This window comes from Hymenobacter crusticola, assembly GCF_002154225.1.
Classification (GTDB): domain Bacteria; phylum Bacteroidota; class Bacteroidia; order Cytophagales; family Hymenobacteraceae; genus Hymenobacter; species Hymenobacter crusticola.
In genome coordinates this window covers 16,524-38,462 of the sequence record NZ_MTSE01000033.1, presented here as the reverse complement: position 1 = coordinate 38,462, position 21,939 = coordinate 16,524, and the positions used below count along the sequence as shown (strand labels likewise).

Sequence of the window (21,939 nt, the reverse complement as noted above, 5' to 3'; positions counted from 1 at the left end):
GTGAGTCTACCATCTGGTTCAGGTTCTGCTTTAATTGTAGCAGCTCGCCTTTTACATCAACCGTGATTTTTTGACTCAAGTCTCCCCTAGCTACCGCGGTGCCGACATTCGCAATGTCACGCATTTGGCTGGTCAGGTTTGATGCCATCGTGTTTACGTTGTCGGTGAGCTGTTTCCAGACTCCTCCCACGTTTGGTACCGAAGCCTGCCCTCCTAGCTTCCCTTCAGTGCCTACCTCCTGCGCTACGCGCGTTACTTCGCCGGCGAACAGGTTTAGGTTGTCAATGGTCTTGTTGATAGTTTCGGCCATCACTTTGAAGTCACCCGACACAGGAATCTGGAACGTTTCATCCAGGTTGCCTTTCGAGATGTTCTTAAGCACCTTGCCCACTTCAAGTACCGGAACGGCGATACTATCTACTAGCCCGTTGATGTTATTGATCATGTCGCGCCAGAAGCCAGCGGCATTTTCAGCGGAGGCGCGCGCTTTCAAGTTTCCCTCGACTCCGGCTACCTTCGAAATGCGCGAAACTTCACCTCCTACCCCTCCGATCATCTCGACCATTGAGTTATAGGCCTCCGCAATTTCGGCAAAGATGTCATCGTCTTGCTTAGTAAGGCGCACCGACACATCACCTTTTTTGAAAGCATCTAGTGCATACAGCACCCGATTTAGTTGCTCATTTATATAATCAGGGCTCTGTGTGCGCGATGTTGAACCGTTATTGCCCCGCCGACGCGTCAAGTGGTTCGACGTGCGTTCTCCGTTCGTCTTTACCCCGTTGGGAGCAGCCGTTGGGGTGAGTTCCGGCGTAGTTTCCGGTGTAGCTGAAGGAACGTCCACGGGAGAGATAGTTCTGGTATTCTTACCTGAAGCCATATAAATGGGGAGATTGCAGCGCCTATTAAAAGAAAGGCTAACCTAATCTTGGCAAAGTGAGTGAGCCAATAGTCAGACTGACAAAGGTAATAACTACACCACTGTCTTCCCACTAGAATCGGGGCTTACATGCAGGATTTTACGAAGTAATACTTCTCCAAAAGAGAGGTCAGTGAACCTCTCGGCGCAATCGCCGTGTTAAAACAAAAGCACACTAAGATACTCGCCAAGAATGCGACCGGCTAGGTTATTGCTTGTGCATTCGTAGAACTACACCGGATTATTCCAGCATCTTTGCGGCAAAATTCAACTTTTGCTTTTCATCTGCCGTTCTCTACTCACAACCGCATTCCCTCCTGCACTAGTACCCTTTTATGGTTAAGAATTTAGTCATTGTGGAGTCACCTGCCAAAGCCAAAACCATCGAAGGTTACTTAGGTAAGGACTTTATAGTCAAATCTAGCTTCGGCCACGTCCGTGATTTGCCGAAGGATAATAACGCCATTGACATCGCCAATGGGTTTAAACCGACTTATGTTGTTTCGCCTGATAAACGTGAAGTTATTGCGCAACTCAAGAAGTTAGCAAAGGAAGCCGAAACGGTATGGTTAGCGAGTGACGATGATCGCGAAGGCGAAGCCATTAGCTGGCACTTAGCTGAAACGCTGAACTTAAACGACGCAAAAACGCGCCGTATTGTGTTTCGCGAAATCACGAAGAACGCCATCCTTAATGCCATCGACTCTCCCCGGGCAATAAACCTGAACCTGGTAAATGCGCAGCAAGCCCGCCGGGTGCTCGACCGTTTAGTGGGTTTTGAGTTGTCGCCCGTGCTGTGGAAGAAAGTAAAAACTGGCCTTTCTGCGGGCCGGGTGCAATCGGTTGCGGTGCGACTGGTAGTAGAGCGCGAGCGGGAAATCAATCAGTTTAAAACTTCTTCGGCTTACCGTGTTACAGCGCGCTTTGATGCTGGTCGTGGTGCTGTATTGGAAGCAGAACTGCCTACTCGCTTCAAGACTCAAGCGGAAGCACAGGAGTTTTTGACGCTTTGCGTTGGAGCTACTTACAGCATCGAAAACCTCGAGAAGAAGCCAGGCAAACGTTCCCCTGCGCCGCCTTTCACTACGTCCACGTTGCAGCAAGAAGCATCGCGCAAGCTAGGTTTCTCCGTTGCCCAAACGATGAGCGTTGCTCAGAAGCTGTACGAAGCAGGTAAGATCAGCTACATGCGTACCGACTCGGTGAATCTGTCACAAGATGCCTTAGTAGCAGCTCAAGCGGAGATTGAGCGAGCTTACGGCGCCGAGTATGCACATACCCGCCAGTTCAAAACTAAGTCGGCTTCTGCTCAGGAGGCACACGAAGCTATTCGCCCCACCGATTTTGCACTCGCAAAAGCTGGTGCTGACTCGGCTGAGCAGCGTTTGTATGATCTGATCCGCAAGCGCGCCATGGCTTCGCAGATGGCAGATGCTGTAATAGAACGTACCGTAGCTACTATCGGCGTCAGCACCCAACCAGGCGTAGCACTTACCGCGACAGGCGAAGTCATCACTTTTGAGGGCTTCTTGAAGGCGTACAGCGAGTCGAAGGACGACGAAGATACGGATGCTGAGTCGTCGTTTTCTCGTGGTTTGCCTCCTCTAACGACTGGTCAAGAATTGCCGCTGCAGGTACTGCGCGCCACGGAACGTTATGCCCAACCACCGGCACGCTACACAGAAGCTTCATTGGTGAAAAAGCTAGAGGAAATGGGTATTGGTCGCCCTTCAACCTATGCGCCTACTATCTCAACTATCCAGAAGCGAGGCTACGTAGAGAAAGATACTCGTGAGGGCAAAGAGCGTAAGTTTCATGTACTCACCCTAGAGGGAAGTGAAGTTCAGGTTGAAGCCAAAACGGAGACTTTCGGCGCTGATAAGGCTAAGTTGTTTCCCACGGATACGGCCATGGTAGTCAACGATTTCTTGGTGGAGCACTTCCCCATTATCATTGATTATAAATTCACGGCGAAAGTAGAAGGTGAGTTCGACCAGATTGCGAACGGCCACGAGCAGTGGGAGCATATGCTGTCGAATTTCTATGGCACTTTCCACGAAACGGTGGAGCGTGGCCAGGACATCGAGCGTAGCACCCTAGGTTCTACCCGAGAGATTGGTACGCATCCCGAAACAGGGCAAAAAATCACGGCGCGTCTTGGTCGTTTTGGTCCCTATGTGCAGATCGAACCCCAGGAAGGCTCTGAGGAAAAAGCCGTGTACGCTAGCCTACGGAAAGGGCAGTTCATCGAGAACATCACGATCGAGGAAGCCCTAGATCTGTTTAAACTGCCCCGCGTAGTTGGCCAGTTTGAAGATAAGGATATGACAGCGGCCCTAGGTCGTTTCGGCCCTTATATTCGCCACGACAGTAAATTTTACTCGCTTACGAAAGAACAAGACCCACACACGATTACTGCTCCCGAAGCTATTGCCCTGATCGAAGGCAAGCGCAAAGCTGATGCAGAGCGTTTGATTAAGGAATTCCCAGAGAACCCAGAAGTGCAGGTGTTGAATGGCCGTTTCGGACCATACATCGTGGTAGGCAAGAAGAACGTAAAGATTCCGAAGGGAGAAGAACCCAAGGATTTAACGTTGGAACGCTGTCTTGAATTAGCAGAGCAAACTCCCGACAAACCAGCAAAAGGAGGACGTTTTGCGAAGAAAGCAGTTCCTGCGCCGGAGGAAAAGGTAGATACACCTAAGAAGAAAGCTGCCAGTACCGCAGCAGCAAAGAAGGCTCCGGCTAAAAAAGCTGCTAAGAAACCAACAGCTAAAGCAAAGTAGTAGATTTAGAATAAATTTTAGTACTAAATAATTAACCGGCTGCGTTTCTTGCGAAATGCAGTCGGTTTTTTTGTACTTATACTGTACCGTAAATAATCCACAAAGTTGCTTTGCTAGTTGTGTTGTATACTATTCTTGCTTCCGTTCGTAGCCTCAGCCTGTTTCTGTTGCTGCACACCTCTTATACTCTGGCACCTCCGCAGCAAATCGTAGCTCCACCTAGGTTGTATTTATGGTTGCCTCACTCTTATTCCTCCACGCAGATGCTGGCAAAGCGGTTCGTCCCACCACCAGGTTGCCAGCGTGTGCAGCTAGAAGCAGGCTCGTTTGGTGATTGGTTACGCCATCTACCTTTATTGCCGACTGGTACACCGGTTCGACTCCATAATGGGCAATTAAAAGACCTGCAGAACATTCACGCGGCGGTGCTAGACCTCGACGTAGGCACACGCGATTTGCAGCAATGCGCTGATGCTGTAATTCGCTTACGCGCTGAATACCAATTTACCCACAACCTCAACCAAATACATTTCCACCTTACCAGTGGCCACGACATTTGGTTTTCGGACTGGTCTAATGGGAAAGGCTTTCTGGTTCGGAATGAGGAAGTAGTGTCCGTTAAGAAAGCAGTAGAACAGCCCACTCATGCTGTTTTTCGGCGCTATCTCGATCAGATCTTTGATTACGCGGGCACTTTGTCGTTGAGTCGGGAGCTTCAGGCTGTACCGCTAGCAGATGTCCAACCCGGCGACGTGCTGCTCCGGGGCGGTTCACCGGGGCACGCTGTACTAGTACTTGATGTGGCAGAGCACCCCAGCACCAAACAAAAATTTATGTTGCTAGCTCAAAGCTACATGCCAGCACAGCAGGTGCACGTCCTCCTGAATCATCCGCGTACGGGCCTAGGAGCATGGTACGCCGTGGACCCCGCTAGTCTGGAAGTGCGTACGCCCGAATGGATCTTCGCAGCGACAGAACTGCGACGCTTTTAGCTTTCACTTACCAAAGCACTTTTGCATGGCCACCTCCAACAAGCGCGAAAAGATAGTCGTACTAACGGGCGCAGGTATTTCAGCCGAGAGCGGCCTAGCCACCTTTCGGGGCGCCGACGGGCTCTGGGAAGGCCACCGGGTGGAAGACGTTGCCACCCCAGAAGCATTTACCCGGAATCCAGAGTTGGTATTAGAGTTTTACAACCAGCGCCGAACAGCGGCGCGGGCGGCGCAACCCAATGCTGGCCACCTAGCACTGGTTGCGCTGGAGCAAGCATACGAAGTGGTTGTGGTCACGCAGAATGTGGATGACCTACACGAGCGAGCCGGTAGCAGCCGTGTCATGCACCTGCACGGCCAATTATTTGAATCGCGCAGCACGCGTTACCAGGAACTAGTCTATCCGATGACTAGTGACCGAATCGAGCTCGGTGACTTATGCGAGAGAGGTCATCAACTCCGCCCAAATATTGTGTGGTTTGGGGAGGATGTGCCGCTCATGGAGCGAGCGATTGAAGAAGCTGCCACGGCTGCTATTTTCATGGTTGTGGGCACTTCTTTACAGGTATATCCGGCGGCAGGACTAATAAATTATACCCCTACGAATTGCCCAACCTATATAATTGACCCGCATCAGCCGCCGCTTACGAGCCGCCGCAACCTGCACTTTGTTACGGAGCCAGCTACTACGGGTGTGGCTAAGGTGGCGGCAGAGTTGTTGGCACGAGCTTGAGTTTATAGGATAGAGGAAAACGAGAACTTAACCAAAATTTAATCAGGCGCTACCTCAGCTCTGGTTTTTGCGTAGACCGCCTTTAGCTTAGCTTTGCTCGTCATCTATGCCGAAAACCTCTTCTCTCCTGCTAGCAGCTAGCATGCTGCTAGCCACTACCATACCGTCGTTAGCACAAACACCTGCTCACACTGTTTATCTGCTGGGTAACACAGCAACGGCCGAAATACCACCTGCCCATTTGCAAGCCTTGCGGCAGCAGTTGGAGCAGCAAACCAGTCCATTCACCGTAGTACACCTAGGTGATATTGTGGGTAACGCAGGGCTAGGTAGCAAAAAGGACACTGCTCGGACCGATTTGCAAGCCCGCGCCGACGCTCTCATTGGGCTGGTGAAAGGGCTGCCCAATGGCAAATTTTACTTTATCCCAGGTGATAAGGATTGGGCTAACTCTGGGCCCGATGGTCTGAAACGGGTAAAGCGGCTGGAAAAGTACATCGAGCAGCAGCTCCCCAACCAGAATGCCTTCGCACCAACGGGTGGCTGCCCGGGCCCGGAAGTTATCGACGTAGCGCCCTTGGTGCGTCTGGTCGCTATCAACACACCGTGGTGGACACACCCTTACGACAAGCCCGAGGCGCCCGATACAGAATGCAAAACCCTAACCCGCGAGGAATTTCGGGAACAGCTGCAAGACGTACTCGATGACACGAAGGGTAAAAATGTCCTGCTAGTAGGCCACCAACCTGTAGTAAGCAACGGTGTATACGGTGGACGGATGCCCCTAGGTCGGCACTTATTTCCTTTCGGCAACGGCGTGCCGCTGCCCGTGTTTGGAAGTTTTTACGCAGCATATCGGCAGAACGTGGGCACGCCACGCGACATGGCCAACCCAGCTTACCAGGCATTTCGCAAGGAAATGACAAACACCTTGCGCGACAACCCAGGTGTAGTATATGCTGCTGCTCACGATTACAGCCTCCAGCTTACGCGCGCCGAGAACAATTACCACTTAGTGGCCGGTAGCTTCGTTGAGCATGAGCACGTAGGATCAAATGCTAACTCACAGTTCAACGAAGCGCGCGAAGGCTATTCGAAGCTCGAGTATTACGCCGATGGTACCGTCAAAGCCTTTTTCTATACTTTCAACCCAAACAAGCAGAATACGACTATAGCGAAGGAAGCCTATTCCGCTACGCTGTTTCAGTCGGCTTGCACAGAGCCTAGGTCGCCGAAGGTGCCGGTCAACTTCTTTATCCCGGAGTGCCCTTCGGCACCAAAAGGTGTTGCAGAAGTTAAGCCAGATGCCCCGTGGCAACCAACAATGACCGTGGCACCGGGTCCGCAGTATGCAGGGAGTAAAGGCCGAAAATTTTGGATTGGCCCTTTGTATCGCACCTCTTGGACGCAGCCGGTGCAAGTGCCTACCTTGGACCTAGGCAAGGAAAAAGGTGGGTTGCGCATTTTTGGCAAAGGTGGCGGACGGCAAACAACCTCCGTGAAGTTGATTGCGGCCGATAGCTCCGAGTTCGTTTTTCGCTCCGTGGATAAAGATGTGACGCGCATCTTGCCGCCGGAGTTGCGTAATTCTATTGCGGCTAACGTTCTGCGGGATATTACGCCCACGGCACATCCCTACTCAGCACTCGTTACGGGGTCTTTGCTCGATCAAACGGATATTCTGCACGCCCGACCTAGGTTGTTTATTTTGCCCGACAACAACCAACTCGGTCCTTATCGGGAAGAGTATAAAGGCTTGCTGGGCACGTTGGAAGACCGGCCCGTGGATCCAAAGCCGAACTTACCGGGCTTTGGCGGATCGGATGAGGTGCGGCGCTCCTTCAGCTTCTTCCGCCAGCTGTACAAAGACAATGATACGCGCATTGACGCGTATGCCCTTGGCAAAGCGCGAGCCTTTGACATGCTAGTGGCCGATTTCGGCAAGCACGAAGACAACTGGAAGTGGGCTGGTTACAAGGAAGGAAACAAAACGGTTTACCGTCCAATTCCGCGCGACCGGGACCAGAGCTTTACCCTCTGGAACGGTGTATTGACCTACCTAGCTAACCGCGAGTGGGCGGTACCTAGCATCGAGGATTTCCAGGCCGAATTCCACGACATGGAAAGTCTGAACTGGCCGGCTCGCCACCTCGACCGCTTCTTACTCCAGTCGCTCACGCGGGAGCAGTGGCAGGACATTGGTAAATACATGCAGCAGAAAGTTACGCCAACGGCTATCGACCAAGCCACGGCGCAGCTGCCCAAAGAAATACAACCTCTTTCCGGGCAGGACCTCAATCGGAAGCTTAAAGCGCGCATCCAGGAGCTCCCGGCGGCGCTAGATGAATACTACTTGCTCCTGGCCAAGCGCGTCGATGTCGTTGGCTCTAATAAAGCTGAAGTCTTTTTCGTGGATCGGCTGGAAAACGGCGATGTGCGTGTGCGCATGTTCGACAAGGCCAAGGAGTCGGAGGAACCGCATGGTGATGCCATCTTCGACCGTACCTTCCACCCCAAGGAAACCGATGAGGTAAGCCTTTATGGCCTCGATGGCAAAGATGTATTCACCGTGACAGGCAAAGCGCGTCGTAGCATCTTAGTACGCATTATCGGCGGCGACGGCAAAGATCGAATTACAGACGAGTCGCACGTAGCTGGCTTACGCACCAAAACCAAGGTATACGATGTACCTGACACGGAGCTGCACCTTGACAAAGACAGTGATAACCGCACCTCTAATAAACTTGGCGTAAACCTCTATGATCGAGAAGCTTTCGAGTATGATGGTTATAAGCCTAGAGCAACGGCCATCTACAATTCCAGTGATGGGTTTGGCCTAGGGGTCGGGTTAGATATCGTACGCCAGGGTTTCCGCAAACCTGGCTACAAGAACTTATATGGCGTTGATTTACAAGGCACGACTAACGGCAACCGGCAAATTGCGGTGAACATGCGTCACCGCCACGCTATTGGCTTGTTCGACATCGGGGCTCGCGCTGAATACGGCGACTATTTCCGGTTCTACAACTTCTTCGGTCTCGGCAACGATACGAAGAAAGACGAAGGCCTGTACGACCGCAACTTCTACAAAGCCCGCTACAGCGGCTATAACGTCAACGCTTTTGCCGAACGCGTGTTTTTCAATAAGAGCGTTCTTCGCTTTGGGCCTACGTATGAGCAGTACACCTCCGATTATACCTTCAACAGTCTGCTAGGTGGTGGCAACCCCACCCCACTCCCTTCGGACCGGCGGCCAAACACTAGCTTTCAACGGCTGGTGGGGGTAAATGCATTGGTTGACCTCGATTTGCGCGACCGGCAAACCTTTGCCCGCCGCGGGGTGCGCGTGTTTGCCCAGCACGATACCTATCATCAGCTCAACGGCACGAAAGGTACTTTCGGCCTAACACAGGGTTTTGCCGAGTACTATGGCTCAGCTCGCATTGGCCTGCCCGTGACACTGGTGCTGAAGGCAGGCGGCGCAAAAAACTATGGTAAGGACGATGAAATTCCTTTCTACAAGTTCACCAGCATTGGGCTCGTGAATGGCTTGCGCGGTTATTATCGCAACCGCTTCACTGGCGACGCCAGTGCCTATTTCAACTCGGAATTGCGCTTAGCTGTAGGGCGCTCCCGCAACAGTATTCTTCCCTTCTACTATGGGGTTTTCGGCTTCTATGACCAGGGCCGGGTGTACTACAAGGGCGCTTCACCCGACGGCTGGCACCGCGCTGCTGGGGCGGGCTTCTACATTGCGCCCGTCACGGAGTCGCTAGCTTTATCTGTTTCCTACCAGAAGTCCCCTGAGAACGGGTTGCTCCAATTCGGAGTGGGCTTCCGCATCGACCAATAGTACGGGCTGTAATTCTCACGTAGCGTATCTTAAGCAAAACCTTGTAAAACTATTTTTGAGCAGAAGTTAAGACATATTTATGTAAGAAAATCAGCTGCTTATAAAATTGCTTCGATGTCGTAACTAGCCTTGGCTAGCGTCAAGTAGACTGTAAAGTGATTCAACTTCTTACTTTTGACTAGTCATTGTGCCCCAACAACCACGTGTTTTCCTTATTTGGTGGCTTCTGACTCACGCAACCATTGCGGCGCCTCTCTGCTCCTCTGTTTTTCTACCAAAGCCCACCCACCCACAATTTCAGTCTATAGAACACATAAGATTCTGCGCTTTTGGAATATCCTCTCCTAAAACTTGCGGCCATTGATATTGGCTCAAATGCAGTACGCTGCCAAATTTCGGCTGTACTTCACTACGGCGACCGATACCGCCTCAAGCGCGTAGAATACGTGCGCTACCCCATGCGGCTAGGCGAAGACGTATTTGCCACCGGTGAAATTTCACCGGCCAAAGCTGATAAGTTCTTCAAGTTTCTTCATTCGCTCAAGCTGCTTATGGAGGTGCATGAGGTGGCCCACTACCTTATCTGCGCTACGTCGGCTATGCGCATGTCGAGCAATGCGGCCGCTATTGTGGAGCGAGTACAGCGCGAGCTAGGTATGACGATCAACGTCATCGACGGGCAGGCCGAAGCAGCTTACATCAACCGTGTGATTGAGTATCTGTTGGAAGACAAGAAACACTACTTGCACATTGATGTGGGTGGAGGCAGTACCGAATTCAACATTTACCACGACCGGCGCAAGGTAGCTTCTCAGTCGTTTGAAGTGGGCTCTATCCGGCGCATGCAGCAGGAAGAAGGTGTTAAGTCCGATGATTCGCTGAATGAAAAATGGCAGCGCATGGAGGATTGGGTAAAGGAAAATGCGCGCCGCTACCACGTTACGCAGGCTATTGGCACGGGTGGCAACATCAACAAGATCTATAGCATTGCCCAACCTAGCTTAGAGAAACCCGTTTCGCGCCGCCGCATTGCTAGTGTGCTTCAGCAGCTTAGTAAAATGACCATGGATGAACGCGTGAACGTGGCCATGCTTAACCCCGACCGTGCCGACGTCATTGTGCCCGCTGGCCAGATTTACCTGTCAGCCATGGAATGGGCCAACATCAATACCATGCAGGTGCCAGATATTGGCCTCAAGGATGGTATGCTGCAGGCCTTATTCGAAGATCATTTTGAAGAAATACGCCCAGCTAGTGACCACTCTGGTCGCAAACCCATTACGCAAGTGCAAGCGCGAGCCCGCGAAGTAGAATAGATTCTACCCACCACTGCGCCGCTCCACAAACAATAAAAAAGGACCTAGCTGCTTGGCAGCTAGGTCCTTTTTTATAATCTACGCCTTGGGCTTATACCCACTCCTGAGCTATTCTGACAGAGGCTTACCTAGGTAAGTTTCCGGCATTACAGCTTCACCTAGTTCACCTTCTCCAATTGCAACAGAATGCGCATACTCAGCGTCATCAGACAAAGAGTCTTCGCAAGCCATTTCCGTTGCGAGGATGGCTTCACTAGCAGTCACTTGGTCTGCTTCTGCCTCAGCAGCTTGCTGGTTGCGTATGGCTTGTTGCAAAAGCAAGTGCAGTAAGCCTTCGGGCGTGGCAGCTGCTATACGCTCCTCATCGCGCCGGTAGAAGTCTCGGTGCACGTTTACAATAGGCTCGTCGGCCCGTGGGCGTACGCGCACGTAGGCGCCATCCTCGCGCATCAGGTAGGCATTCTGATTGTCTTGCAGGTTAAGCATGATAATGCTGATTACCTCTCGCTTAAGCTGGGGGTTCATAACCAGGAACAGCGCTTCGATGCGTCGATCAAAGGAGCGCACCATGATATCGGCCGAGCCAGCATATACTTTCGGCATGCCAGCCTGATGAAAGTAAAATAAACGAGCGTGCTCTAGATAATCGCCTACAATACTCCGTACCTCAATGTTCTCACTTAATCCCGGCCGGCCTGGACGTAAACAACAAATGCCGCGCACAACAAAGCGCACGGGAACCCCGGCTTTGGAAGCGCGGTACAATTCATCAATTGTCTCTTTATCCTCCAACGAGTTCATCTTCATCACAATACCGCTCGGCAAGCCCTTCTTCGCGTTCCTAATTTCCTCGCGAATCAGATGAATGAGCTGCTGGCGCATGTCTTTTGGCGCCGTGATGAGGTACTCATAGTCATCGGGTTGCGAATGACCAGTAATAACGTTGAAGAACTCGGATACATCGTGCCCGTACACGTCGTTCGTTGTTAGCAGGCTAACATCGGTGTAGAGGCGCGAGGTTTGCTCGTTGTAATTGCCCGAGCCGATGTGCACATAGCGCGTTACCTTCTCCCCTTCCTTACGGATGATCTGGAGCATCTTGGTGTGTGTCTTGTACTTACCCACGCCATAAATAACGAAGCAGCCGGCCTTTTCTAGCTTAGCGCCTTCCCGGATGTTGCGCTCCTCGTCGAACCTAGCTTTCACCTCAAACAGTACGGATACGTGCTTACCGTTCTCGGCAGCCTTTAGCAAAGCTGCTGTCACGCGCGAGTCGTCTGCCAAGCGGTAAATCGTCTGCTTGATACCAAGTACGTGTGGGTCTTCGGCGGCTAGCTCTAGCAGGCGCACCACGGGCTCAATGCTATTGTAAGGATGGTGCAGCAGAATATCGTGGTGCTTAAGGTAGTCGAAGAGATTGTCTTCGGCGCCTTCTGGCAGGCTCAAAGGGGCCACCGGCGAAGGCATTTTGACGGCCTTGCCACGGAAGTTAGGGTGCCGTATGATTTGCAGCAGCCCCTTCATATCAATCATAGAGTTGATCACGAACACGTTGCCGTTATCAATCCGCCACCGCTCCTTCAGCACGTCCATCAGCACCGGAGAGGCATCTTTTTCTACCTCTAGTCGTACCACACGACCCTTTTTGCGCGTCTTCAGCCCAACCTGAATTTCTTTGATGAAGTCCATGTCGATGTCATCGGATTCTTCCAGCGTGAAGTCACCGTTGCGGGTAATCCGGAACAGGTTGGCGGAGGCAATTTCTACGTTGCGGAACAGCTTTGGTAAGTTGGCTCGCACGATTTCTTCAATCGGCACAAAAATCACCTTGTCTTTGCGCGTGAGTTCGAAAAAGCGCGATAGGTTTTGTGGAATCTGTACGAAGGTGAGGCGCTCGTGTCCTTTCCCAATCTCAGGTTCGGCTTGCGTGTGTGTTACCACGCCGAAGATGAGCATTTGGTTCATCATCAGCGGAAAGCCGTGGTAGGAGTCAAACACCATGGGTGTGAGCAAGGGAAAGATGGTGTTCTTGAAGTAGCCATCAGCCTTCTTCATTTCCACTTCCGTGAGCTCATCCATCCGCAAAATGTTGAAGCCGTTCTTTTCGAACAGCGGCTTCAGTTCATTTAAGTACGTGATGGACTGATCATTGACAAAGCGATGCGCAAAATCCAGCAGCTTGCGCCGGAATGGCAACTCGCGCAACCCCGAATAGTCGACGCGCTCCTTGCCATAGTCTAGGTAATTATATAAAGAACCTACCCGGATCATGAAAAACTCGTCCAGGTTGGAAGAAGTAATACTCAAAAAACGCAATCGATCGAACAACGTGCGCGACTGATCTTTGGCTTGATCGAGCACACGGTAGTTGAAGCGCATCCAGCTTAGGTCACGGCTGATGTACTTGCTTTTGCGAATGAGGTCGGCAGATTTAAAGAGTTTCATAGTTGAGCAAAGGAAGAATAATATACGCAGGTAAGCAGCTTAGCGGTACAATTCTTAATTAAGAAATAATGGCGGTTGCTTCGATTTCTACCAGTAACCTAGGGTCAATTAGGGCTTTTACCTCGACCATGGAGGAGGCTGGGCGAATAGCTCCAAATACTTCTCCGTGTGCGCGGCCCACGGCTTCCCACTGCGTTATATCCGTAACGTAAATACGCGTGCGAACGACATGTTCAAAGGCAGCACCGGCTTCCTGCAAGGCGGTGCCTATCTTTTCCAACGCTCGCTTGGTTTGGGCATACGCATCTGCCCCCAACACCCCGTCGCCATCCTGGGCGGTCGTGCCTGCTACTTCCACTACGTTGCCCACGCGCACAGCACGCGAATAGCCGACGATAGGCTCCCAAGGAGCCCCGGAGGAAATAAGTTGTCGCATGTTAGTGGAGAGATAAAGGAATAAAAAAGCCCGCTTTAGAGCGGGCTTTTTCTTATTCAACGGTCATTACACGTCGAGTTTGGCGTACTTGGCGTTGCGTTCGATAAAGTCGCGCCGCGGGGCTACTTCATCACCCATGAGCATGGAGAACAGGTGGTCGGCTTCCGCCGCTGATTCTACCGTTACTTGCTTTAGGGAGCGAGTGTCGGGCTGCATAGTGGTGGTCCACAGCTGCTCGGCGTTCATCTCGCCTAGGCCTTTATAACGCTGCACATTTACAGTTTCCGGCTTGCCGCGCCCCATATCTTCCTGGGCTTCCTGGCGCTCCTGCTCAGTCCAGCAGTAGCGCTCTTCTTTGCCGCGCTTCACGAGGTAAAGCGGTGGCAGGGCAATGTAGATATAGCCCCGATCCACCAGCTCGCGCATGTAGCGGAAGAAGAAGGTAAGGATCAGCGTCCGAATGTGCGAACCGTCGATGTCAGCATCCGTCATGATGATGACCTTGTGGTAACGCAACTTATCAGTGTTCAAGCCTTTCGGATCCGCTTCAGCGCCCGTTTCTGCGTTGGCGGGCGTACCAAACGACACGCCGAGCGCGGTAATCATGTTCTTGATTTCCTCGTTCTCGTAGATGCGGTGTTCTTGGGCTTTCTCCACGTTCAGGATTTTACCCCGCAAGGGCAGAATAGCCTGGAACGCGCGGTTGCGGCCTTGCTTGGCAGTACCACCGGCCGAGTCACCTTCCACCAAGTATAGTTCGCATATTTTGGGATCAGACTCCGAGCAGTCGGCTAGCTTACCGGGCAAGCTGTTAGAACCCAGTACCGTTTTGCGCTGTACCATTTCGCGGGCCTTGCGGGCAGCGATACGAGCGCGAGCGGCCAGAATCACCTTCTCCACGATGATGCGCGCTTCCTTGGGGTTTTCCTCCAAGTACTGGTTCAGGATTTCGCCTACAGCTTGGTTCACCGCACCACTCACGTCGGAATTGCCTAGCTTGGTTTTGGTCTGGCCTTCAAACTGTGGTTCCTGCACCTTCACCGAAATAACGGCGGTAAGGCCTTCGCGGAAGTCGTCGCCCTGAATTTCCACCTTGGCCTTCTCCAGCATTCCCGACTTGTCTGCGTAGGCCTTGAGCGTACGCGTCAGCGCCGAGCGGAAGCCCGCTACGTGCGTGCCACCTTCGATGGTGTTGATGTTGTTGACGTAGCTGTAAATGTGCTCTTGATAAGAGTCATTGTACTGCAACGCTACCTCTACTGGGGTGCCGCCTTTCTCCGTAATTACGTGGATTGGCTTGGGCATCAACACGGCCCGGCCACTATCGAGGTAATTCACAAACTCACTCAGGCCACCTTCCGAGAAGAACTCCTCATAGAGGAACTTGTCGTCGGCGTCTTTCTCCCGACGGTCGGTGAGGGTGATGCGAATGCCTTTGTTTAGGTAAGCTAGCTCGCGCAAACGCGTTGCAATAGTCTCGTATTTGTAAACGCTTTCGGTGAAGATAGTATCGTCGGGCAAGAAGTTGACTTGGGTGCCGTGCTCCTCGGTGTCACCGATTTCTTTCACCGGGTACTGCGGGTGACCTATTTTGTATTCCTGCTCGTAGACGTGGCCATTGCGGCGCACGGTTACCTTTAGGTCTTTGCTTAGCGCATTCACGCAGCTTACGCCCACGCCGTGCAGACCACCGGAGACTTTGTAGGAATCTTTATCAAATTTACCACCGGCGTGCAGCACCGTCATGACCACTTCTAGCGCCGAGCGGCCTTCTTTCTGGTGGAAATCGACAGGAATGCCACGGCCATTATCACGGACGGTGACAGAGTTATTTTCGTTGATGGTGACCTGAATCAGGTCGCAGTGGCCAGCTAAGGCTTCGTCGATGGAGTTGTCGACTACTTCCCACACCAAGTGGTGCAGACCTTTGATGCCAATATCGCCGATATACATGGCCGGACGCTTCCGTACGGCCTCCAGTCCTTCTAGTACCTGAATACTATCAGCGGAGTATGCATCGGGGGCTTTTATTTCTTTCGTTTCGCTCATGTGTTGCCTGTAAATTCAGCGCAAAGATTAATAGGCAAAGATACCGATTTTATTCCATTTTTGCCAGAATTTGCGGGTTTCAGAGCCCTCTTCTGCCCAAAAAATCTGCAAAAAGCTAGGGTACAAAGAAGCCTTCCCCCAGTAGGAGGAAGGCTCCCTTATAGCTAGCCGTAAGCTCGTTATTTCACCACCAACTTCTGCTGTGCTACGCCGCCTTCGGTGCGCACCTGCAAGGTGTAAACGCCAGCGCTCTGCTGTGCTAGGTTTATGGCAAATACGGGTTTAGCTGCTGCCTTCACCGTCTGCGAGCATACGTTGCGACCGAGTGCGTCAAATACTTGCACTTGAGCCTCTGCCGCAAGCCCCGTAGCGAGCTGCACCGTGAACTGACCGTCGGCACTTGGGTTAGGATATACACTTAGGCCCTTTTGCAGAGCTACATCCTTGCTATTGCCTAACACCGTTGAGTTAAGCTTGTATACCCCGACGCCAGCAAAGTTGTTTACATCGAAGGCCCCAGACCACGCCACAGTTGGGTTCACTATGTCAAGGGAGGCATGGTTGCGGGTGGTTTCCAGCGTTGTCCAAGTTAGGCCGCCGTTACGGCTGTAGGAGGAGCCTAGGTCGTCGAGCAAGCCCACAGATAGATATTCATTCGTGCCAGGCACCCCGCTTACTTCCCCGTGCACGGTACCCGTAAACGTAGTGGGCGTCCAGGTAACGCCGCCGTTGGTGGTGCGGGCAATAGTGTGAGTGGCGCCTCCAAGCTCCCCAGAAACGGCAATACCGTTAGTGGCGCTCGTGAAAGCTAGGTCGGGAGTAGACTCGGGGCCCGTGTTCAGGCCGGTGCTGCTCACGCCCCAAGTTTGGCCTTTGTTGGAGGAGTAATATACCCGGCCATTGGTGGTAGCAAACCAGCAGCTGTTGCCAAGCACAGCGAAGCGCTTCACAATGCCGGTTTCGCCGGCTTGCGCGGCCGGCACGCTGGCAGCCGGTACACGCGTCCAGGTGGTACCCGCGTCGGCGGTGGTATAAATCTCAAAAGCCGTACCCGTGGGCGGATCACCCACGCAAATACCTTCCGTCGCTGAGAAGAAACTTATAAAATTGGGGAAACTGCTAGGGCCGGCAAACTGCGTAGCAGTCGTTTGCGCCGTCCAAGTAGTACCGCCGTTCACCGTTTTCAGGATGCGACCTGTGGTGCCAGTGGTTACGCAAACAACAGCAGTAGTAGCATTCACGCCGGCAATGCCGGTGATGGTTTCGGCACTGGTTAGGTTGGTAATGGTGCCCGTCGACCAAGCAGTGCCACCGTTGGTGGTGCGTGCATATTGGTTGGCTGTGCCTTCCAGCAAGTCGTTACCAGAGGCCCATACTACGTTGGCATCTACCGCATCTAGGTTGTAGGCGGCCTGGTAGGCATCGGGAAAAGTGAAGGGCTGGAGCACCCATTGGGCCTGGGCTGCATAACTGCCTAGCACCATGCCGGCTAAAAGAAGTAGAGGTTTTTTCATGATGATTGGTGGTGTAAGGGATGAGAAACTATTAACTAAATGGTGATTAAATATAAGCACTCATCTGACTATCCAATCATTATCAGTGAATTATGCAATATTTTATAACTCCATGTGTAAAGTTGGTCATCATCTCTAGCTGGTGGCATGCACCGATTTATTTTGTGAGTAACCGCTACCGGCGCCCCTCACCTAGCCGCATAGCAAGCAGCAGAAATACTATTTGCCTCTAGGTTATTTGGGGGCATGTAGTAGCGTGTCCAACTCTATCTGGTAGAAAAGCGACGGCAACTACATCGTCCGGTGATAGTAGGGTAAGTAACGGTAATTATAGGGTTACCCCAATGAATAAAAGCTAACTGTTTCATTTACGGAAAACCTAGCTTCACCTGCTTCCTATTACGCAAAAAGGCGGACTGACTTAGTATCAGTTCGCCTTTTTGCGTAATAGAACTTGTCTTACAGCTTTATTCTGGACAGGCCGGCGTACAAATCACTTTACCGGCTGCCGTTGGCTTTTGCGGGTGCGGCCGCAGTTTGCAGACGGAGCGTGGCGCTTTTCAAACCTTTCCCTGACACGCTCACTTGCACGTCGCCGGGTTGCTCTCGCGTCTGCACGGCGGCAACGAGTTCCCCATGAAAGGCGTGCATATGGGGCAGATGAAACAGCTCGAGGCTAGTGGCATCGCCGTTGCCAATGGCCCGGAACGAGCCTTGGCCTTTCACACTGACTTGCAATTCATTGGTAGCCTCGGGGCAAAGGTTACCCTGGGCGTCTTCCACCCGGGCCGTCACGAAAGCTAGGTCTTGGCCGTCGGCGGCTAGGGTGGTCCGGTCGGCTACAAGTTTGACGTGGTGCGGTTTGCCCGCCGTCTTAACTTCCTCCTCTCCTACTACTTTGCCTTGCGCGTCGTAGGCCACCACTTTGATGGTGCCGGGTTCGTACTTCACGTCGTTCCACATTAATCGGTAGCGGGACTGCGGCTTGTCGGAGGGGGCTTTGGTCTGCTTGCCCTGGCTTTTGCCGTTGACAAACAGCTCAGCCGTGGGGACATTGGTGTAGCAAAACACGGGGGTGGGTTGTCCTTCGCGGCCGGGCCACGTCCAGTGTGGTAACAAATGCACGGTGGGCTGTTGCGTGTTCCACTTGGCTCGGTACAAGTAATAGCGGTCCTTGGGCAGGCCAGCCAAGTCCAGGATGCCAAAGTAGGAGCTGTGTGAAGGCCAGACCTCATCGTAGGGTGTGGGCTCACCTAGGTAGTCGAACCCCGTCCAAACGAATTCGCCAATAACGAAACCTAGGTCATCTTGCTTCACAAACTCCTCGTCGGGTGTCTGCGACCACACGCACGCTTCCAAATCATAGGACGACGACTGATTGTCTGGGTACTTTTTCTGCTTAGCGGGCTCCACCGGAAACTTGTACACGCCGCGCGAGCTCACTGTGGAGGCGGTTTCGGTGCCTAGGATAAAGCCTTGAGGCAGCTTATCGTTGGCCATCTCGTAGCGCATGGGCTTGTAGTTGAAGCCGGCTATATCAAGCACCGAAGCGAAGTTTTTATTGATGGCATCATCGATGCGGTCCATGCCAGCCGTTACGGGGCGCGTGGGATCTTCGCGGTGCACAATGTCTTGCAGCCGCTTGGCAATCTTACCGCCGCCGGGGGCACTTTGGTCAGGCACCTCGTTGCCGATGCTCCACATAATCACGCTCGGATGGTTTCGGTCGCGGTGCACCATGTTCACCAGGTCCTTCTCCGACCACTCGTCGAAGTACTGGCTATAGCCGTTTTTCACCTTGGGCGACTTCCACTCGTCGAATGACTCTACCATCAGCATAAAGCCCATCTCGTCGCACAGACTCACTAGCTCCGGCGCTGGCATGTTATGCGATGTACGGATAGCATCGCAGCCCATGTCTTTTAGCAAGGCCAACTGACGCCGCAGGGCGGCCGTGTTCACGGCCGTGCCCAGCATCCCTAGGTCGTGGTGGTTGCACACGCCCTTGAACTTGCGGGGCTGTCCGTTCAGCGAAAAGCCTCTCTTAGCCTCAAACTTAAACGACCGCACCCCAAACGGGGTGTTGTACTCGTCCTTGAGCGCATCGCCAGCGTACAGCTTGGAAGATGCCGTATAGAGCGTCGGGGTTTCCGGCGACCATAGTTTCGGCTTCGGCACCACGAGGTTTTGCTCAAAAGCTAGCCCATCGGTAGCCGCCAGCGAGGTTGAGGTTTTGGCTACCACTTGCCCGGCATTGTCGCGAATTTCAGTTTCGAGCCGGAGTGGTTGAAAAGCTTTGTTGGGCGTCTCGACCTGGGTAATGAGCTTTACTTTGGCGAAGTCGGCATTGATTTCGGGGGTTGTCAGGTAGGTACCCCACACCGGAATGTGCACATCCTCGGTTACAATCAGGTGCACGTTGCGGTAAAGGCCAGCGCCGGGGTACCAGCGGGAGGCCTCCGATTTATTTTGCAACCGTACGGCTAACGTGTTCTCGCCACTCGCTTGCAGGTAAGGGGTTATGTCGAAGGAAAAGGAGTTGTAGCCGTAGGGCCAGCGTCCCACTTCTTTCCCGTTTACGAATACGTGCGCATCACTCATCGCCCCATCAAAGAGCAGCAGAGCACGCTGGCCGGCCGTAAACTGTGGCACAGTGAAGCGGCGCCGATACCAGCCCGTACCGATGAACGGCAAGCCGCCTGTCCGGCCCGTTTTCACGCTTGCTTTTTGCTCTTGGTTCTGCTCAATCTTGACCTCTTGCTGGTCGTTGGTGCCGCTGAAGGGACCGTAAATAGCCCAGTCGTGCGGCACGCTTACCGTTTGCCACTTTGCATCCTTAAAAGCCGGGTCGGCAGCCCCCGCTACGTCACCTTTGGTAAACTTCCAATTCTTATCAAACAGGTATTCGCGGCGTGTTTGGGCCACTGCCGGATCGACTATTGAAAGCAAACCGGCAAACAAAAAAGCCCTTGAGGCAAAACGTAGCATAAGCAGTACGGAAAATGAAAACAGAATACCTGACCCTAGGGCAGGACGAAAACAATAAGATTGACGCGCGATTTTCTTGGCGGATGCGGCTAGGAAAGGCTTTTACACCTAGGTTGGGCTACATTGAGGGCGCAACTTACGCGGCGTTGGTCATTTTTAGCGGCTAGTCAAGCACGATGCCCGTAACTTTTCAGGCCAACTAAGTCAAAAAGCTAGCTGTCACGTTGGCTGAACGCATTGGCCTCACTGCTGCAAATGTAAAGACGGCGCTCCGCAGAAGTCCGTGGGCATTTTCTGAAAAAAGCGGGGGCAAATTCTATATGGCGGGCGTTGTGCACTCCCTTCGCAGCGCATACACCTACCCCTTTAAAACAAACACGCGGTAGCGCCCGCACATTGCAGGCACTACCGCGTGTTATCCAGCTAATTCGGAGAATCTAGCTTTGCTTCCAACCAGTACGGTAATCGCGCTTCACGAAGCGGTTCACGTCGTCTAGGTTGGTTACTTTCATCTGCTTAGGGTCCCACAGCAGTTCAACGCCGCGGCCGGGATAATCTACGCCGGAGCCGGAGGATTTGGGACGCTGCACGTCGTAGCCACGAATAGCTAGGTTGGCAATCAGCAGCGCTTCCGTCAGGGGGCCCGCTTGCTCGAAAGGTGAGCTCACTTGTTTGTTGCCGTAGCCGGCTAGGCAAGCTTCCACCCACTGGCCATAGTGTCCGTTGGCTTGGTCTGGCACGCGCTCATACCTCTGCTTCACCTTCACCTCTTGGGTGCGCGAAGTAGGCAGCAAGCGCGGATCGAGTGAGTAGGTGCTGGCCATCATCTTACCTTTTTTGCCGATGAAAAGGATACCGTTGCCATTGTCGCCGAACATTTCATCCGGACCTAGCTCAGCGGGGCGCTCCGGCTGGATGCCCCCATCCATCCAGTGTACTTTTATGTCACCTTTGGTCTTGTCTGTTTTGGGGAAAGTAAGAACTACGTGGCTCGACGGCGGGCAGCTCTCGGGGAAGTAGCCACGCTTAAACTCGTCTACGTACACGCTGCCTACGCTGGCCTGTACCGCCTTGGGATAAGTCAGGCCAAGCACTTTGAATGGTGCTTCCATCAGGTGGCAGCCCATGTCGCCGAGGGCACCGGTACCATACTCCCACCATCCGCGCCAGTTGAATGGTATTAGGTGATCAACGTAGGGGCGCTGGGGCGCCGTACCAAGCCACAAGTCCCAGTCGAGCTCTGCTGGCACGCTGGCAGTTGTGGTGGGCCAGGCAATACCTTGGGGCCATACGGGGCGGTCAGTCCAGCAGTACACCGTGTGCACGTCGCCGATGATCTTAGCGTCGTACCATTCTTGCAACTGCCGCACGCCGTCGTTGGAGGCACCCTGGTTGCCCATCTGCGTCACAACCTTGTAGCGCTTGGCGGCTTCGGTGAGCATACGCGCCTCGTAGATATCGTGGGTCAGCGGCTTTTGCACGTACACGTGCTTGCCGAGCTCCATGGCAGCCAACGTGATGATGGCGTGGTTGTGATCGGGCGTCGATACCGACACCGCGTCAATGTTCTTGGCTTCTTTGTCGAGCAGCTCGCGCCAATCTTTGTAATACTTGGCCTGTGGGAACGACTTAATCGATTTAGCAGCACGACGATCATCAACGTCGCATAGATAGCCAATGCGTGCTTTGCCCGTTTTGGCAAAGGCGGCAATGTCACTTTCGCCTTTGCCACCTGCGCCAATACCGGCTACTACAAGCTGGTCGCTCGGGGCGGTATAGCCTTTACCGCCAAGCACAAAGCGTGGCACAATCATAAAGCTAGCTGCCGCAGCAGCACTCTGCTTAATAAACTTGCGGCGCGAGGGGGACTCAGAATTCTGGTTCATAGTGGGTGAATAGAGCAGACAG

General features: G+C 53.0%; 13 protein-coding genes. 6 read left to right on the top strand and 7 right to left on the bottom strand.

The features are described from left to right. A partial coding sequence (locus tag BXP70_RS26410) for a HAMP domain-containing protein (RefSeq protein ID WP_245849759.1) occupies nucleotides 1–844 on the bottom strand: 844 nt, incomplete at its 3' end. Nucleotides 845–1,254: 410 nt separating this feature from the next. Between BXP70_RS26410 and topA the strand changes: the two genes are divergently transcribed. From topA to BXP70_RS26385, 5 genes are all read left to right on the top strand, one after another. Next, nucleotides 1,255–3,705, top strand: a complete 2,451-nt coding sequence (gene topA / locus BXP70_RS26405) for a type I DNA topoisomerase (RefSeq protein WP_086597128.1) — start codon at nucleotides 1,255–1,257, stop codon at nucleotides 3,703–3,705. Between the two features lie 263 nt (nucleotides 3,706–3,968). Further along, nucleotides 3,969–4,697, top strand: coding sequence for a DUF4846 domain-containing protein (locus BXP70_RS26400; RefSeq protein WP_086597127.1), 729 nt, complete (start codon nucleotides 3,969–3,971; stop codon nucleotides 4,695–4,697). 25 nt (nucleotides 4,698–4,722) lie between these two features. Beyond that, nucleotides 4,723–5,430, top strand: a complete 708-nt coding sequence (locus BXP70_RS26395; protein ID WP_086597126.1) for an SIR2 family NAD-dependent protein deacylase — start codon at nucleotides 4,723–4,725, stop codon at nucleotides 5,428–5,430. Nucleotides 5,431–5,536: 106 nt separating this feature from the next. Further along, complete coding sequence (locus BXP70_RS26390; protein WP_086597125.1) at nucleotides 5,537–9,283, top strand: ShlB/FhaC/HecB family protein; 3,747 nt, start codon at nucleotides 5,537–5,539, stop codon at nucleotides 9,281–9,283. Nucleotides 9,284–9,612: 329 nt separating this feature from the next. Next, complete coding sequence (locus BXP70_RS26385; protein ID WP_086597124.1) at nucleotides 9,613–10,599, top strand: Ppx/GppA phosphatase family protein; 987 nt, start codon at nucleotides 9,613–9,615, stop codon at nucleotides 10,597–10,599. Between the two features lie 108 nt (nucleotides 10,600–10,707). Here BXP70_RS26385 and ppk1 read toward each other — a convergent pair whose 3' ends face one another. The 5 genes from ppk1 to galB form a co-directional block, all read right to left on the bottom strand. Then, nucleotides 10,708–13,044 (bottom strand): polyphosphate kinase 1, encoded by a 2,337-nt coding sequence (gene ppk1, locus BXP70_RS26380; RefSeq protein ID WP_245849758.1) that lies wholly within the window; start codon nucleotides 13,042–13,044, stop codon nucleotides 10,708–10,710. 58 nt (nucleotides 13,045–13,102) lie between these two features. After that, nucleotides 13,103–13,480: a RidA family protein gene (locus BXP70_RS26375; protein ID WP_086597123.1), complete on the bottom strand. Its 378-nt coding sequence runs from the start codon at nucleotides 13,478–13,480 to the stop codon at nucleotides 13,103–13,105. A 66-nt stretch (nucleotides 13,481–13,546) separates the two neighbouring features. Next, complete coding sequence (gyrB, locus tag BXP70_RS26370; RefSeq protein WP_086597122.1) at nucleotides 13,547–15,529, bottom strand: DNA topoisomerase (ATP-hydrolyzing) subunit B; 1,983 nt, start codon at nucleotides 15,527–15,529, stop codon at nucleotides 13,547–13,549. Between the two features lie 179 nt (nucleotides 15,530–15,708). After that, entirely contained in the window at nucleotides 15,709–17,043 is a 1,335-nt protein-coding gene (locus BXP70_RS26365) for a T9SS type A sorting domain-containing protein (RefSeq protein ID WP_086597121.1), read from the bottom strand. 498 nt (nucleotides 17,044–17,541) lie between these two features. After that, on the bottom strand, nucleotides 17,542–20,031 hold the full coding sequence (galB, locus tag BXP70_RS26360) for a beta-galactosidase GalB (protein ID WP_086597120.1): 2,490 nt from the start codon (nucleotides 20,029–20,031) through the stop codon (nucleotides 17,542–17,544). A 14-nt stretch (nucleotides 20,032–20,045) separates the two neighbouring features. On the opposite strand from galB, the gene BXP70_RS30085 reads away from it, so the two are divergent. Continuing rightward, nucleotides 20,046–20,198, top strand: coding sequence for a hypothetical protein (locus BXP70_RS30085; RefSeq protein ID WP_179197858.1), 153 nt, complete (start codon nucleotides 20,046–20,048; stop codon nucleotides 20,196–20,198). A gap of 270 nt (nucleotides 20,199–20,468) precedes the next feature. Here BXP70_RS30085 and BXP70_RS26355 read toward each other — a convergent pair whose 3' ends face one another. Then, nucleotides 20,469–21,917: a Gfo/Idh/MocA family protein gene (locus BXP70_RS26355; protein ID WP_086597119.1), complete on the bottom strand. Its 1,449-nt coding sequence runs from the start codon at nucleotides 21,915–21,917 to the stop codon at nucleotides 20,469–20,471. Between the last annotated feature and the right edge of the window lie 22 nt (nucleotides 21,918–21,939).